General features: G+C 53.0%; 8 protein-coding genes. 2 read left to right on the top strand and 6 right to left on the bottom strand.

Features of this window, described 5'->3' with window-relative positions; genetic code table 11:
* Positions 1 to 621: 621 nt before the first annotated feature.
* Positions 622 to 1,401 carry a DUF998 domain-containing protein gene (locus BUB30_RS24830; RefSeq protein ID WP_084138384.1) on the top strand — a complete coding sequence of 260 codons (780 nt, stop codon included), beginning with the start codon at positions 622 to 624 and terminating at the stop codon, positions 1,399 to 1,401.
* A gap of 21 nt (positions 1,402 to 1,422) precedes the next feature.
* On the opposite strand, the gene BUB30_RS24825 is transcribed toward BUB30_RS24830, so the two are convergent.
* From BUB30_RS24825 to BUB30_RS24805, 6 genes are all read right to left on the bottom strand, one after another.
* Positions 1,423 to 3,726 (bottom strand): TIM-barrel domain-containing protein, encoded by a 2,304-nt coding sequence (locus tag BUB30_RS24825; RefSeq protein ID WP_178377192.1) that lies wholly within the window; start codon positions 3,724 to 3,726, stop codon positions 1,423 to 1,425.
* Between the two features lie 14 nt (positions 3,727 to 3,740).
* The gene (locus BUB30_RS24820; protein ID WP_084138383.1) at positions 3,741 to 5,984 is read right to left on the bottom strand and encodes a glycoside hydrolase family 2 TIM barrel-domain containing protein; all 2,244 of its coding nucleotides are present in this window, start codon (positions 5,982 to 5,984) and stop codon (positions 3,741 to 3,743) included.
* 39 nt (positions 5,985 to 6,023) lie between these two features.
* Positions 6,024 to 6,899, bottom strand: a complete 876-nt coding sequence (locus tag BUB30_RS34680; RefSeq protein WP_084138382.1) for a sugar-binding domain-containing protein — start codon at positions 6,897 to 6,899, stop codon at positions 6,024 to 6,026.
* A gap of 15 nt (positions 6,900 to 6,914) precedes the next feature.
* On the bottom strand, positions 6,915 to 9,944 hold the full coding sequence (locus BUB30_RS24815; protein WP_073139788.1) for an aminotransferase class III-fold pyridoxal phosphate-dependent enzyme: 3,030 nt from the start codon (positions 9,942 to 9,944) through the stop codon (positions 6,915 to 6,917).
* A gap of 95 nt (positions 9,945 to 10,039) precedes the next feature.
* Positions 10,040 to 11,566: a RagB/SusD family nutrient uptake outer membrane protein gene (locus BUB30_RS24810; RefSeq protein WP_073139785.1), complete on the bottom strand. Its 1,527-nt coding sequence runs from the start codon at positions 11,564 to 11,566 to the stop codon at positions 10,040 to 10,042.
* Positions 11,567 to 11,585: 19 nt separating this feature from the next.
* Positions 11,586 to 14,687: a SusC/RagA family TonB-linked outer membrane protein gene (locus tag BUB30_RS24805; protein WP_084138381.1), complete on the bottom strand. Its 3,102-nt coding sequence runs from the start codon at positions 14,685 to 14,687 to the stop codon at positions 11,586 to 11,588.
* Between the two features lie 445 nt (positions 14,688 to 15,132).
* Between BUB30_RS24805 and BUB30_RS24800 the strand changes: the two genes are divergently transcribed.
* A complete protein-coding gene (locus BUB30_RS24800; RefSeq protein WP_073139780.1) occupies positions 15,133 to 16,458 on the top strand; it encodes an APC family permease in 1,326 nt (441 codons plus the stop codon).
* The last annotated feature ends 25 nt before the right edge of the window (positions 16,459 to 16,483 follow it).

Genomic DNA, 16,483 nt, shown 5'->3' with positions numbered 1-16,483 from the left:
CTGATGCCGTGGCCACAACCTGTTGCCACAACACCACTTTAAAACCGTTTGCAGAGCACACACTTTCCCAACCTCATAAGTATCCGCAGATAATGAGTTTAGGGTCGATGTCAAAAATTGGGAAGGGTGGGCTACAACAGACTTATATCAAAGGTATAATAAAAGACTACCATATTTATCTACCCCCGGCCGAAAATTTAAAATAAAAACCGACTGTGTATTTTTATACACACAACATATCATCACTACGCTCTCAAATTGGTAAAGGTCGAAGCCCTATTTTTCTCGTTCTGGAACAGCCGGTAAGGCACGCCTAAGAGACCATGAATTCTTCCGGCGCGCGCCGGTTACCTGGTCACAAAAAGCAGGAAGTCATTCCCGGGATGTAAACTCAAATCCTTGCAAGCGATTGCACGATGCAGGCTTAATGGCCAACGGGATGCCTATCGTGCGGCCTTTGTCCTAAAGTTCGGCTCGGATCCGTTGCAAGCCCGCTGGCACCGGCCGAAATTCACCGAAACCTCCCTACCCGTCTCGTTCATCAGGGCCTGCAATCATGGCTCAAAACCCCCTCGTCATAAATCCCAACACCTTGCGGCCCGACACTGAAAAAGTCTGATAATGATCATCTTTTCGGCTGAGAAAGCCCTTAAAATCTCCTCCTTACCTGACTTACATTTACTTCACTTTATGGAATTTACAAACACCTTAAAAAATCAAGCGCGCGGCAAAAATTCTTCTCAGCACGAGACGATGCGAAAAGCGCTGCTCATCTGTGGCATTCTTTCTTCGCTGCTCTACGCCGCGATAACCATGGCTGTGCCCCTGCAATGGGAAGACTATGATTCCGCTTCTCAAACCGTGAGCGAGCTCTCGGCCGTCGGCGCGCCAACGCGAATGCTTTGGATCTTGGTGTCGTCGCCCTATACGTTTCTCGTGATTGCCTTTTCCTGGGGCGTTTGGAAGTCGGCCGGCGAAAACCGGCGCCTGCGCATTGCGGGGGGCTTGATGATTGCCTATGGAGCGTTGGGCGTCATTTGGCCGTTTGCCCCGATGCACCTTCGCGAGACACTGGCCGCTGGCGGCTCCACGGTCTCCGATACGGTTCATATTGCCCTGGGGGCTGTGACCGAACTCCTCTATTTGCTTGCCCTGGGGTTTGCCGCGGTGGCTTTTGGACGGCCGTTCCGTGTTTACTCTGTTGTGACATTTGTTGTTCTGCTTATCTTCGGCACCCTTACTTTCCTGGATGCACCCCATATCGCAACAAATCAGCCTACGCCGTTCATTGGTGTCTGGGAGCGAATCAACATTGGTGTATTCCTGGTCTGGATGATCGTGCTGGCTTTGATCTTACTGCAAAAAGAAAAGCAACAAACCCGAGGCAAGCGAGTGAAATAAGCGTCCACGGAGACGACGGAGTTACTCTATCACTACTTCAAGTTCTTCCTCTGCCCGCTTCATAAGTTGAATGATCAGTGCGTCCCCGGTCTTATTGCGAGTCCAGGTGACCGGTGTTTTCGCCATAGGTTTTTTGCCCTCTTCGGGTATGGCCTTTCCCCGATAAAAAACTTTCGGCTGGTTTAGTATGCCGTTCCATGTGATGGAATAGATTCTCGCCGCACTACTACTACCGGCGTAGTGGCCTTCCACGGCGCCTATTCTCACGGCAGTCTTGCCGCTTGTCTTGTTTCGTTCGCACGTGACCACGGTCCTGGCTACTTCGCCTTGTTGATATTTTGTCGATACCCCGTCGTCTTCATACAGCGTAAACGACGACAGTGTGTCGGTCGGGAAAATTTCGAAGGTGATTTGATCGGGCACGGCGGGGTCGATCCATTCGGTTGCTTGTCGTGTCGGGATGATGGCACCGCTTCGGATGAAGAGGGGCAGCGTGTGGATGTCGTCGACGTTATAGGTGATGACGCCGCCGTTGCGGAAAACTTCGTGGGTGTTGTAGTCGATCCAGTCGTAGCCTTGTGGAAGATAGATCTCCATGGTCTTGAAGTCGCCGTAGACGGGCGCCACCAGTAATTCATTTCCCAACATGTATTGATAGGGCCACGCATCCGACGAACAAATGTAGTCGTTCGGGAAGGCCAGCAACATCGGGCGCACGATGGGCATGCCGGTTTGATAGGTTATGTGCGCGTACGAATAAATGTACGGCAGCAACCGGTAGCGCAGTTGCAGATATTTCCGGATGCTTGCTTCGGCCGTCTGGGTTTGCGTTTTCTCTATCTTCTTCACGGCTGTGATCGTGTCTCTCCCGGTGATGCGGATCTTGTTCGTGAAGTCGAACACGTCGATGTCGCCCGACCAGGGTTTTGGATTGTGCGAGCGCGCCACTGCGCTCAGCGCGGTGAACTGATTCCACCGTGCCTGGGCGCGCCAACTCGCGGCCACGCCATCCGAACTCAAGTAGGTGTAGCCACTCAGGGGACCAAACGTGTTGTTGGTAGCCTTCAGTTGAAATCGCAATTCATTCCAGGACGACGAGGCATCTTCCGTCCAGTGAAAGGGATAGCGACGGGCACCGATCATGTTTTCGGTGGGGGCCACGCTGTAGCGGAAGTCCCAGGGGTTCAGGGCCACGGTTTTGCGACACCCCAGGAACATCACGCGTTTGCCCGGCTGATGTTGCCCGGTGAGGTTCCAGATGTAGCTGTCGGTGATGTCGTTGATGCGCGTGTCCTGCCATGTGCCCACAATGCCCATGTCCAGCTTTTGTTTGTAGGCGCTGTTCCATATCGCTTCATCATACACCGTTTCGGTCCAGCCCTGATGCTTCCGGTTTTTGAAATCCGGTGCGCTGTGATGGATCAGCATCACAGCGATGTGAAGGTCTTTCAGCTTACGGATCATCTCTTCCGGCGTGAAGGGTGTTGTGTAGTTCGGGGCCCAGGCCAGCGATTTGCCCCAGGTGGTTTCCTTCCGGCCATCGCAGCCGTCGCCCCATTCAAAATCGATGATCAAATTGTCGAGGGGAATATTCTTTTCCCGGAACTGTCGCGCCACGTCCAGCAGCTGTTGTTGCGTTCCGTCGCAGGCAAGGTGCTGGGTTTGGAAAAACCCGTAGCCCTTGCGGGGCAGTAAGGGCTCGGGGCCAACAAGCGTGTTGTACTGTGCATAAATTTCTTCGTAGGATGGGCCGAAGATGAAATACAGATCTTCCAAGGCATCCTCTTCTAAATAAATATCGGTATAGCGTTGTGTGGCTGGATGGTAGAACCAATGCGCAAACCGACTGTTTTTATTGGCTTCGTTCAGTGCGCTGGCATTGTCAAAAAAAGTGTAGCCATCTTTGAACATACCGTAGGCGGGTCCGTCGGACGGATAAATTTTCCTTTTCCCATCAACGGACCACACGGTCCACGACAAGCCGCGTTTGGCAATCTGCAGGATGATCTTGCCGGTTTTGATGCGGAAGGTGTTGCCGTCTTCCGATGTTGTATATGGCACTGCATTCCATGGCGTCGTCTTCCCAATCGCAAACGGGATGTCATACTGCGTTGGGAACTTCGCTCCTTCCAGATGCGAAATGCGCACGCGGAACATCGTGGGTGAATACAGGGAGACTTCCAGGCTATCCTGAAACACTACTTTGGTAGAATAGAAATTCGCTTGCGATGTTGTTTGACCCAGTATGATGGTTACATGGACCCAGGCCCATATTGTTGCGAGCATTACCTTGTACGAACGGGTGGCTATTTTTTTACGATTCATGGTACTACGATAAGTCATTCGACAGAAACACCTTTCAAAACAAACGCATAGCGATATTCGGCTGGCTTTATTCTGTAAGCATCATGGACGGGAGCGCCCCACGAGTTGTCTCCACCCACGCCCATTTGCAACAGGTCGATGTTCCAGGTCACAAAGTTGCGCTGCACCACGTCATCGCTATGCTTCGACACGTTGGGCACAAGTCCCGAGGCCGACTGGCCCTTGCCTGCCTTGAAATCACGTTCATCCTGGCTGAAGGGCCACGCCGATGACGAAAGCAATTGATCGCCGGCCACCAACTTCAACCCCGTCCCGTCGAAGTTGGTCAGGGTCATCCAACGCACGTCGGTTTTGTTTCCGGTTTCCTGGGGTCTTGGATACAAATAAACCTGGTCCCACAACATTCCCATGTACACGCCCACGGCCGCCCCGGTTTTCCGATCGGCATATGATTCGTGCGGCCCCCTGCCATACCAGGCCATATATTGAAATTCCTGTGGCAATGTGAATTGCATACCCAATCGTGGCAAGTCGGGCAATGCTTTTGATCCCGGGAGAAAATGATACTCCACTTGCACCTCCGCGAGCGGCCGAACCGTGTAGCGCACTTCAACGGTCGACTCCACTGTGGGTAGATAAAATTTCGACAACACGATCACCTCGTCCGCAGTTTCCTTTTCGATCCGGCAGCTGGAGAGCTTTGCATTGTTCCCGACGTCCTTCCACACCGCAGCCCAAACTTGCATGTTGTTTCCCAGGTCATTGTCCGTCGGTGCGCGCCAGAATTGGGGATAGAGCGGAGTTCTCAATAACTTTTTGTTTTTGAAGGTGAAGTCGGATAACGTTCCGCTGCTCAAATTGAACGTAACAGAAAAGTCCGCGCCCGAAACGGCTACGTCCGTCTTCGTCTTCACGGTCTTTAGTTTCGCGACCAAGGGCAGTGGCGATGCCACGCGTCTTTCGTTCATAACAAACTGCTCCCATGCGACTTCAAATCCAACCGGCAAAAACGGCACGTCCGAATTTATGTGCGCGCTAAGTTTGAGAATATATTCCACCGTATTCGATGGAGCGTATGGCGACCATGAAATTTTGATACGTGTGCCGGCACCAGGCAATGCCTCAACCTTGTTCAGCCACCCTTTCGAGATCACCACGCCATCGGCCATCAGTTGCCACTGAAAACTCAACTTGTTAAGGTCTGAAAAAACATACTTGTTCCGGATCTCAAATTCCCCTTCCGCGGCGTTCACGGCCTGGAAAGAAACCGGTTGGTACACTTTCTTCACTTCATAGTAATGGGGGATCGGTTCGCGCAGGCCGCTCACCAATCCTTTATTGATGAAGGCACCGTCGGTAGGAAGGTCGGGATGGTAGTCATGACCGTAGGCCATGTACTTCACGCCCTTGCTGTTGGTGTATTGCAGGCCTTGGTCGGACCACTCCCAGATGAAGCCACCTTGCAACACAGGATACCTTTCGATTTCATTCCAATAATCCTGCAGGTTCCCGCCGGAGTTTCCCATCACATGCGCATATTCACACATGATGAGTGGGCGCGTAGGGTTCGATTTTGCATACTCCACAATCTGTGGTATGCGGGCATACATCGGCGAGAAAATATCGGTGTACGAATGCAGCTTCGCCGGCTCATATGCCACGGGACGCGTATTATCGTGGTGATGGAGCCAATGATAGGTGCTGTCGAACACCGGGCCGTCGCCCGATTCGTTGCCCAGCGACCAGATGATGATCGAGGGATGATTCTTGTCGCGCTCAAACATGTTGCGCGTCCGGTCCAGGTGTGCCGGGAGCCAGCTCATTTCGTTGCCCAATTTGGTACTGTCCTCCGACGCCAGTGGCTGGCTCTCGATGTTTGCTTCGTCGATCACATAGAATCCATATTGGTCCATGAGATCGTACCACACGGGACTGTTGGGATAATGACAACCGCGGACTGCATTGATATTGGCCGCCTTCATAAGCTCAATATCGCGGAGCATAATTTCCTTTGTGATATAGTGCCCCTGCGTGGCATGCGCCTCGTGACGATTCACGCCTTTGACCTTGATGGCTTTGCCGTTGACCAACAATTGCGCATTCTTTATCTGCACCGTCCTAAAACCGATTTTGTCGGAAACCACTTCCACAATCTTCTTGTCGGCGCCTTTTAACACCATCACGATCGTATAGAGCTCGGGGGTCTCCGCGGTCCACTTTCGTGGATGGGGAATGGTTTGGGGAAGGGAGATCGACAAGGGCTTGCCCGGAACGATTTGCAGGGATTGCTCTGTATTCTAAACCGTTTTTAAATTGTCTTTATCGTCGAGCAAAGAAACTTCAACAACGCCTTTGAAAGTTTTTGTGGTCAGGTTTCTGAGTTGCATGTTCAGCAGCAGCTTGCCATGTTGATAAGCTTCATCCAGGCCCGCCTTCACAAAGAAATCAGACACTTTTATTTTCGGTGTAGCATACAGATAGACATCACGCTCGATGCCCGAAACTTTCAGCATGTCCTGGGCTTCCAGGTAGCTGCCGTCGCTCCAGCGAAAAACCTGGAGCGCCACGGTATTTGTTCCGGTCTTCAGATATCGGGTGATGTCGAATTCCGCAGGCGTCTTCGAATCCTCGGAGTAGCCCACTTGCATTCCGTTGATCCAGACGTACACCGCAGAGTTCACAGCCCCTAAGTGAAGAAACACTTCCCTCCCCTGCCATGCGTCGCGAAGCTCGAACGTTCTTCGATACGAGCCCACGGGGTTGTAGTCTTGTGGAGCGTCGGGCCAATGCGTATCGAAGGGATATTTTTCATCGAGATAGATCGGATGGTCGTAGCCTTCCACTTCCCAATTGGCAGGAACTTTAATGTTGTCCCAGGCGGTCACGTCAAATGCCTCTTTGTAAAACCCCTCGGGCCGGTCGGCGGGTCGTTTTGCAAAATTGAATTTCCACAATCCATTTAACGACTGATACCAGGAAGATTTCTCCTTTTCATCCCCTACCGCTTGCGCCACATTGTCGTAAGAAAAAAACGTGGCGTGGGGTTCCTCTTTGTTTATTCTGAATACGGTGTGATCCTGCCACGGATCGCGCTGTGCAAACGCCGGGGAGAATGAAGCAAAACAAATCGTGCACAGTATGATCTGCGCCACGCGTACGTAAAATTTTGTCATGATTTCGTTTAAGGATTATTGAACACGCATAACATCTTCCCGAAGCACGCTGGCAATGGCATCGAGTAGAAAATCGGCGTTGGCAGAAGAAAATACAAGGGGCGGCTTAATTTTCAGAACGTTGTTGAAAGGGCCGTCGGTGCTCATCAAAATACCTTTGTCGCGCATGCGGTTGGCGAAATACGCTGCCTGTTCCGTCGCCGGCATTTTGGTCACACGATCCTTCACCAACTCAAAACCGATGAACAACCCCGGGCCGCGCACATCGCCCACGACGGGGAACTGGTCCATCAGGTTTCGAAGTCCCGCCTTGAGATAATTTCCGACGGTCTTTGCATTTTGTTGAAGCCCTTCTTCCCGGATCACCTTTAACACTTCCAACCCAATGGCACACGACACCGGGTTGCCTCCAAAGGTGTTGAAATATTCCATTCCGTTTTTGAACGCGTTGGCAATGGCCTGTGTCGTCACCACCACGGCGAGCGGATGGCCGTTGCCAATGGGCTTGCCGATGGTCACAATGTCGGGAACAACATCGTGCTGCTGGAAGGCCCAGAAATGATCACCGGCTCTGCCACAACCGGTCTGCACTTCGTCGGCCAGGCAAACGCCGCCGGCGTCGCGCACATGCTGATAGGCTTGTTTCAAAAAGTTTTCCGGAAGCTCTACTTGTCCACCACAACTGATGACGGATTCAAAAATGAAGGCGGCGGGATTCCGCCCTTGTGCTTGCATGTTCGCTATGGCTTGCTTCACATGGCCGGCATATTTGCTCCCCGCGTGTGGATCGTTGGCCCGGTACAGACCGCGATACACATCGGGAATGGGCACGACGTGAACATGGGGTGCCGCGCCCTTTCCTCCCGCGCCGTCAAATTTATACGAGCTGATCTCGATGCAGCCTCCGGTGTTGCCATGATAGCCGACTTCGGAAACGATCATATCTTTTTGCCCCGTGTAGTTCCGGGCGAGTCGCATCCCCAATTCGTTGGCTTCGCTGCCGGAGTTCACAATGAAGGCCACGTCGAGCTGGGGTGGCATGGTCTCCAGCATGGCTTCCACAAACTTCACGATGTTGTCGTGCAGGTAGCGCGTGTTGGTGTTGAGCACGGCCATTTGTCGCTGGCCGGCGCGCACCACGCGGGGATGTTCGTGTCCCACATGGGCCACGTTGTTCACCGTGTCCAGGTAGCGTCGACCTGTGTCGTCCAGCAAGTGCACGCCGCTGCCGCTCACCATCTTGATCGGCTCACGGTAGGAAATGCTCATGTTCTTGCCGAGGTGTTCTTTGCGGTAGTCTACAATAGCTTGCGCACCCAGCCTCGCCGGAACATCCGACGCTTTGCCCGTGAGCAGGAGCCACGGATCGGGACAAATACTTTTCCAAAGGGATCGTTGAGGTGCATAGGCCACGCCAGGAAAGTCGCCCTGCTTCCCTAGCATGTCGAGCACGATTTGAAAGTGCAGGTGCGTGGGCCAGTTCCCATTTTCGTGACGGCCCCCGACGTGACCGATCACATCGCCTCTGCGGACTACTTTTCCGACCGTCATCGTCGTCAACGAGTCTGTTGACAGGTGTCCGTATAGCGTGTAGAACACGAGATCATCGGCCACACTGTGCTCCAGTATGATCGTGGGACCATAGTCGCGATCCGCTGCGTTGTTGGCAAAGCTATGAACCGTTCCGTCGCACACGGCAAAGACTTCAGCGGGTTGCTGGGTGAAGAAATCCATGCCCATATGCACGGTCCGCCATGTTTGGGAATCATTTCCAGTTGTGGCAAAGGCATCGGTCGTGTAGAATGCGCGGGCTTCATCGTAGCGGCCAATGGCCAGCGATGCGTCCGCGTCGCCCATTAAGGTGCGGACTTGTTTGTCGAGCAGATCGCTGTCGTGCAGGTTTTGCGAATTGCCCACGTCCAGGCTGCCAACACCCAGGTCGAGCCACAGCACCTTCTTTCCGTTCTTCACCGGGAAGTTCATCGCCTTGTAGTGCGAGGATGCCCAGTGAACAAACTTCTCATGCTTTGTGCAGGCCTCCTTGTGACAGACATCCCTGAAAGCATAGTGCGCCAACTCCGGTGAGATGGCGCGGAGTTTTTCAAGCAGGTCCCACGCAGGTTTGTCGCTGATTTGCAGGTACCCATTATCAGGATGCTCCACACGATTCAATGCAGCGCACGTCACGCTGATGAGCAATCGCGCCGCCACCAGCGGAAAGATGACCGAAAGTTCTTCGTCCGTCAGCGGATAGACATCGTTGAAACCTTTCACGACATGACACGCCGTCTCCAGCGGATCGTTCTTGCCCATCGCGGCATAGGCAATGGCAATGGCCAGTTCATTCACCGTGTGGGTATACACCACGTCACCAAAGTCGATGACACCCGGCACCCGCGGATTCGAAGGATCGTTGCTCACCAGCACGTTATAGTCATTGGCGTCGTTGTAGTTCACGCTCATGCGCAACGCCGGCAGCATCGGCACCACGCGCTGTTCGAATAGCGTGTAGAAATAGTGAACCCATTCCCCGCGCTCGCCCGTGGCGAGATGGAGATGCGGTTTGATCCACGCGGCCTGCGACGGATCCCACTTCATGAAGCGGTGCGCTTCGGCATGATCGAAGTCAGACAACGCCTGGCAAAGCTTTCCACACATTGCACCCAGTTGTTCAAGCAAAGCGGCGCTATGGGGAACCACGGTTGCCCACGGTCGTCCGTCCACCCATGTCAGCAGCCTGGTCATGCGGGGTTGGGATGAGCCATCGGCCATTTCAACGATGTCGTTTCCGTTGATGGCCTTCACCACCGCCGAAACTTGCAGGCCCACATCTTTGAGGGCGAGATGGTGCATCACGGCGTTCTGCAGTTCAAGGCATCCGCGTTTCTCCCGGGCATTGGCGATCTTCAAAATGAAAGACCGGCCGTCGGGCGCCTGGAGAAAAAAATTAAAATCGAGCTCACCAGGCAAAGGCCGGACTTCGGTTTGTATCCCAAAATTTTTCAGCACAAAGGCGGCAATCTCGTGGGTGGAGTAGGTTTTCATGGTCGTTTATCGTGGATGTTCGCATGCGATTATAAAAAAGTCACCCTCTTGCGAGGGTGATCACTTCTACCAATCTACCGGATAAGGGAACCGGCTTACCATTTATCGTTTTGAACCAGGTTTTTGTTTAAAGAAATCTCGGAAGCCGGTATGGGGCTGATCTCATGTTTGCCCTCCACAAAGTTGCCGGCGAATACTTTTCCGTGGGTGGTGAGTGTCGTTTTCATACTCTCCGTTGCCGTGCTGCCTTTGCTCCACCGGTACAAATCCATCCAGCGAATGCCATACTCCATCGACAATTCACAGGGGCGCTCGTGGTGGCGGATCTGTGTGCGGAGCGTCTCCTTGGTGAAGGTGTTGTCAAGGGGTTTAGCGTTCGCGCGGGCTCTCACGGTGTTGATCGCATCGATGGCATCGGCGGTATTGCCGTTTTCATTGAGGGCTTCGGCGTACATCAACAACACATCGGCATAGCGAATGAGCGACACGTTGGTGCCCACATAGTCGCCTTGCTTGTCGGTCCACGCATTGTACTTCTTAAAGTATTGCGGAAACGTGAGCGAGCCTTTCACATCGGCATAAGGAATCGGGTCGGTTTCGGTGGGGCGCCGGATGGTGGAATTGGGATCATCAAAGAAAAGTGACTCATATACGCGGTCGCTGTAGGCATTGCCCGCGGTGAGATCCGTTTTCATTTCGTCCAGGATCCAGTCCGACGCAGAGAACAACTCCCAGCCATCCAACGCCGCCGGAGTGATCTCCCAATTGATGGGTTGACGTTTGTCCACACCGCCGTTGCGATCGCCGGAGAATTGAATTTCGAACACCGACTCCACTCCGTTTTCTCCCACACCATTGAAATTGTCGGCATAGTTTGGCAGCAGGCTGTAGGGTCCTTGCTCTACCACTTCCTTAAATTTAGCAGCGGCGTCACTCCATTTCTCCTGGAACAAATAGGCTTTCCCCAGCAGCGCTTTCGCCGACCATTTGGTGGCGCGACCGGTCCACGCTTCGGCTTGTGTGGCGGGCACGGTGGCTTCGGCCTCTTTCAGGTCGGATTCAATCAGCGCCCAGATCTCGCTGGTCGCTGCCTGTGATGGAATGAGTTTTTCGAAATCCGTTTCGAACACCGTCACCATCGGAACCTTCTCAAAACTGCACACCAGGTAGAAATAGTTGAGGGCGCGCAGGAACTTCGCTTCGCCGATGTAGGCTTTCTTCAGTTCATCGGTGAGTCCGGGCACGTTTGGTGTGTTTTGGATCACCTGGTTTGCGCGGGCAATGCCGGCATAGCGGGTGAGCCAGTTGTTTGATGCGGTGGTCTCGTCGGCTGTGTTGGTGAACGACGCGAGTTTGCCGGCGTAGCCAGAGCTGGCGTTGTTGCTGACCTCGTCTGTGCGGATCACCATGCCGAGAAATACTTCTTCAAAAAACGTCCATTTGCTTCCGTCCCAACTGGCCAACGCCGAGTAGGCGGCGGTGAGCCCTTGCTGCACGTGTTGTTCGGTTTGCCAGAACGAATCGTTTGTCAAATTTCCTTTGTTGGGAACTTCCAGGTAGTCGCTGCACGACGAAGCCATGAACAGGATCGCCAGCATCGCGAGAGTATATTTTGTTTTCATAGTCTGCTGTAGTTTTGAATTAAAGACCGATGGTGATGCCTGCCACAAGCGAGCGTGAGATAGGATAAAATCCCTTGTCCACACCGCGCGAGAATTTTCCCGTGTTGGAAAGGCCCGGATCAAAGCCTGTATAGTTTGTGATGGTGAACAAATTATAGCCACCCGCAAAAACACGCAGCCTGGTGAGACCGATGCTCTCCGCCAGTTGTACCGGAAGCGTGTAGCCGATCTGAAGATTTCTCAACCGAACATACGAGGCGTTCTCCAGGAAATAGTTAGACGCTGTAGTATAGTTGCTGTTGGGGTCGGTGTAGTTCAACCGGGGAATATCACTCGAGGTGTTGGAGGGTGTCCACGAATTCAACAGATCGGGTGATGCATTCAGGCGATACATTTCCATTTTGAAGGCGTTGTACATTTTGTTGCCCGCCGTGCCGTTGAACATGAGGGTGAAATCAAAATTCTTCCAGCTTGCATTGAAGGTCAACCCAAACGATGCTTTGGGCAACCCGCTTCCAAAGGAGCGTTTGTCTTTGTCATTGATCACGCCGTCGTTGTTGATGTCAACAAATTTGAAATCGCCGGGAGCGGCGTTGGGTTGCAGCAGTTCGCCATCTTTGCCTTTATAGGCATCAACCTCTTGCTGGGTCTGAAAAATGCCGGCCACTTCCTTCAGGTAGAACTCTCCCACCTGCGTGCCCACGGCCGTGCGTGTGGTGGCATAGTTGTTATACTCGACATAGCCATCGATAAACTCTTGTCCTTCATAGCCCAGCCGGGTGACCTTGTTTTTGGATGTGCCCACGTTGCCGCTGATGCTGTACTTGAAAGCGCCTGCCTCGTTTCTGTAGGTGGCGGTCACTTCAAGACCTTTGTTCTCCAGGTTCCCCGCGTTGGTTGTGGGTGCTTTCTGAATGCCGGCCGATCCTGGGGGACGGCGTTCCACCAGCATGCCTTCTGTTTTCGATTGATAGTAGTCGATGGTAAACGTCAATTTGTTCTCCACCAATCCCAAATCCAAACCGATGTTGCTGGTAGTGGTTTGCTCCCACTTGATATCGGGCGTGCCAATGCCCAACGCCGATGCACCCGTGGCCACGGTTTGGGGCCGCGATGTGCCGAACGGATAGTTCACGGCGCTGGGATAGTCGGGATCGCTGCTCCCCACCGTGATCAACGATTGATACTTGTAGTCACCAATGCTCTGGTTACCCACCACGCCATAGCTGAAGCGGGGTTTCAGCTCGCTGATGAAATCGATATTGAAAAACCGTTCGCGATGAATGGCCCATCCGCCCGAAACCGCATAGAATGTTCCCCAACGGTTTGCGGGACCAAAACGCGTCGAGCCGTCTTTGCGCACACTGCCTTCCAGAAAATACTTGTTGGCATAGCTGTAGGAGGCGCGACCAAAGAACGACAGCAATCTGTTCTCGACAATTCCGCCATAAGCATTCCGCGTACCAATGCCCGCATCCAGCGCAGGCACCAGCGACGAGGGCTGTTCCAGGTTGGATCCCCCCACGGAGCGTGTGGCGTACCGTTCGCTCGACTGTCCCAACAGCACGGCGATGCTGTGATCATTAAATTCTTTTTTGATGTTCAGCAGGTTGTTGAAGATGGAGGAGTTTGTTCTGCCACGTTCCTGCCACGTGCGCGGCGTCTCCACGGTAGCACCCGGTCCAAAGTTGTAGGCCGGCAAGAAGGTGTCGTTGTAGGTGTTCTCGGAGTTCACCCCCAGTTTAAATTGGTAAGTGAGCCAGGGCAAGAGCTTCAGGTCGGCACCCCAATTCAATTGTATATAGTCGTCCTGGTTCTTGTTGTTCTGCAAGGTCTGCGAGCCGACGGGATTGCCCGCACCCACAACACCCAGCAGAGGATCCTGTCCGGCAAAGCCGTTGGGGCTGGTGGGGTCATAAATTTCTTTGTGCGGAAGGGCGGTGTAGAGCGACATGATCGGAGAAAAGTCGGCGTTGCCCTGGCCCAGCGCTTCGGAAAAATTCTTCAGATCTTTGCGGACAAACGAAACGCCGAGATTGAACTTCAAATGATCGTGCAACAGATTTTTAAAATCCAGGTTCAGCCGGGAGTTGTAGCGATTCAACCCGGTGTTGATCACCGTGCCATTGTTTGAATAATAGCCGCCGGCAAAACTATAGGTCACATCGTCGGTGCCGCCGGCGATGCTCAGGTCGTGCTTTTGTTCGAATCCGGTTTTGAAATAGGCATCGGCCCACCGCGTATCGGCAAACTGGGAATTGTCCATCGCCCAGGTGGGGGGTGTCAGCCCTGCATTGTTGTAGGCATTTTGCATGATGGCATTCTTCTGTGCCTTGTTGACGGCCTCCACGCCATTGAGATTGACATCGTTGGCCGCTACAAAAGAGTTGATGGTGATCTGTGGCTTGCCCGACTTGCCGCGTTTCGTGGTGATGAGAATAACCCCGTTCGATCCGCGCGCACCATAGATGGTGGCGGCCGATGCATCCTTCAACACCGAGATACTTTCGATCTCCGCGGGGTTGAGGTATGAAGGTTCGCTGGGAATGCCATCGATGACATAGAGTGGCGAACTTCCATTGATGGTGCCCAGTCCTCGGATCTGCACGACCGGCGCAGCGCCCGGAGCCCCCGTGGCGTTGGCAACACTCACGCCGGCCACTTGTCCTTGCAGCGCGTTGAGTGCATCACCCGTGGGCACTTTAATGAAGTTATCCATGTTGGTCGAGGCCACAGCGCCGGTGAGGTGACTCTTCTGTTGTGTGCCAAACCCGACAACCACCACCTCCTGTAACGCCGTGACATCGGCTTCCAGCTTAATACCCAACGTGGTTTGCCCAGGCGACAAGGCGACTTCTTGTGTTTTGTAGCCAATGAAGGACACAATCAACGCATTGTCTTCGTCTTTCAGCATGATCGAAAAAGCGCCGTTGGCATCGGTTGTCGTGCCATTGGTGGTGCCTTTAATGACTAGATTCACGCCCGGCATGGCTTCTCCGGAAATAGCGTCCGCAACGGTTCCGGTCACTTTGCGACCCTGGCCATAAACGGTGATCAGCGTACTCGAAATGAGCAAATGCAGCAACAGCATTTTTCTCCAAAATTGTAAACCTGTCTTCATACTCGTATGGGGTTAATAGATGTTTGGTGAGGTCCGATTCCCCGCAAAGGGATAGACGAAAGTATCCCATAGGTCAGCCAAAACTGAAATTTTAGACCTCTACATGAACTCTACAAAGGACACGATAGTCCCGAAAGCGGCCCATTTCATTTGAAAATCAACTTTCCTGAACGCACCACTCAACCCACACCAGCGACACACATGCATCGCAAACCGCAAAAAATGAAAACGGGTTTGAACCCTGGGTCTTTTATACAAGACATCGTTTGCAGCGTCTCTATATTATAGAGTCTCGCCCGGCACCTCGCTTTTCCAACCCCGTTTATCAACACGCTCACGGTCGGATCAAAACGGTTAATTGCACAACGGTAGAGTTGTTGTAGAGGTGAGACACGGACGGTATTCCTGAGGCCGACCCTATATTGCTCAATATCTATACAGGGCAATGGAATCATCAGGAGAAGGTTTAAACCGGGCCATCGGCATCAAGAGCCTCGCGGCCAGCGTTGTTAATTTGACCGTGGGCGCGGGCATCTTTGCGTTGCCGGCCCTGGTGGCCGAGAAACTGGGGTATGCCAGCACGGTGGCCTACTTGATTTGCGGCGCGCTCATCTTCATGATCATGATGTGTTTCGCTGAAGTGGGAAGCCAGACGTCGACCAGTGGCGGGATCTATAAATATGTGGAGAGTGCGTTTGGTCCCTACGTGGGTTTTCTGACCAGCAACTTATATTGGTTCGGGTTTGGGATGATCAGTGACGCCGCCATTGCTAACGCGCTGTTTGAAATGATTGTGCTCTATGTTCCCGAAATGGATACCCTCTTTGGCCGGCTGCTCTTTTTTCTACTGGTGTTTGGTGGGCTGGCGTGGATCAATGTGCGCGGTGTGAAGTATGGCGCTAAAGTGATCTCGGCCCTCACGCTGGCCAAGCTCTTGCCCATTGCCTTGCTGCTGTTCTTTGGCTGGCCGAAGATCGATGCCGGAAATCTGAAGCTGTGGGATAACTTCGAATTCAATCATTTGGGAGAAGCCTGCCTCATCCTGTTCTTCGCCTTTGTGGGTGGAGAAGCGGCGTTGACCACGGGAGGTGAAATCAAGAACCCCAAACGTTCGGTGCCGCTGGGGTTGCTTTCGGGAATTGCCATCGTCATTCTTATTTATCTTGGGATCCAGGTTCTAGCACAAGGCATCTTAGGGGCCGACCTTTCGCTTTACAAGGAAGCGCCGCTTGTGAAGGTCGCGACCGTTATTTTTGGAAGTGTAGGTCCCACGCTTATTGTGGTGGCCACCGCCATGGCTATCCTTGGCGCGATCAGCGGCGACATCCTGGCGATGCCGCGATTCTTGTTCGCCTCTTCAAAAGACAAACTCATTCCAGACATCCTGTCGGCTATTCACCCACGGTTCCGGACGCCTTATATCTCCATCATCGCCTATTCCTTTCTGGCCTTTGTTCTTTCATTGTCCGGCAGCTTCAAAGGGTTGGCCATTCTTTCCAGCTCGGCCAACCTCATCACTTATTTTGCTGTGGTACTTTCCCTTTGGAAGCTCAAGAAAAATGAGCGGTTGGCCACAGGTGAGTCGGGCATCCGGGTGCCGGTCTATGTCATCCCTTTCATCCTGATCACCATGCTGTGGCTGCTTTCACATCTCTCGGCGAATGAGTATGCCGCGCTCTTTATCTTTTTATTGCTTTGCTCTTTGTATTTTTTTAGAAAGCCCTTGACGTTATGGCTGAAGAAAATCATGGTTGTGGAAAAAAGCAGTTGATGTCTTATCTCATGCGATGCAGCGC

Source organism: Chryseolinea serpens (assembly GCF_900129725.1).
Lineage (GTDB): Bacteria > Bacteroidota > Bacteroidia > Cytophagales > Cyclobacteriaceae > Chryseolinea > Chryseolinea serpens.
Note: the sequence above shows the minus strand (reverse complement) of the source record. Positions and strands in the feature narration are given on the sequence as shown.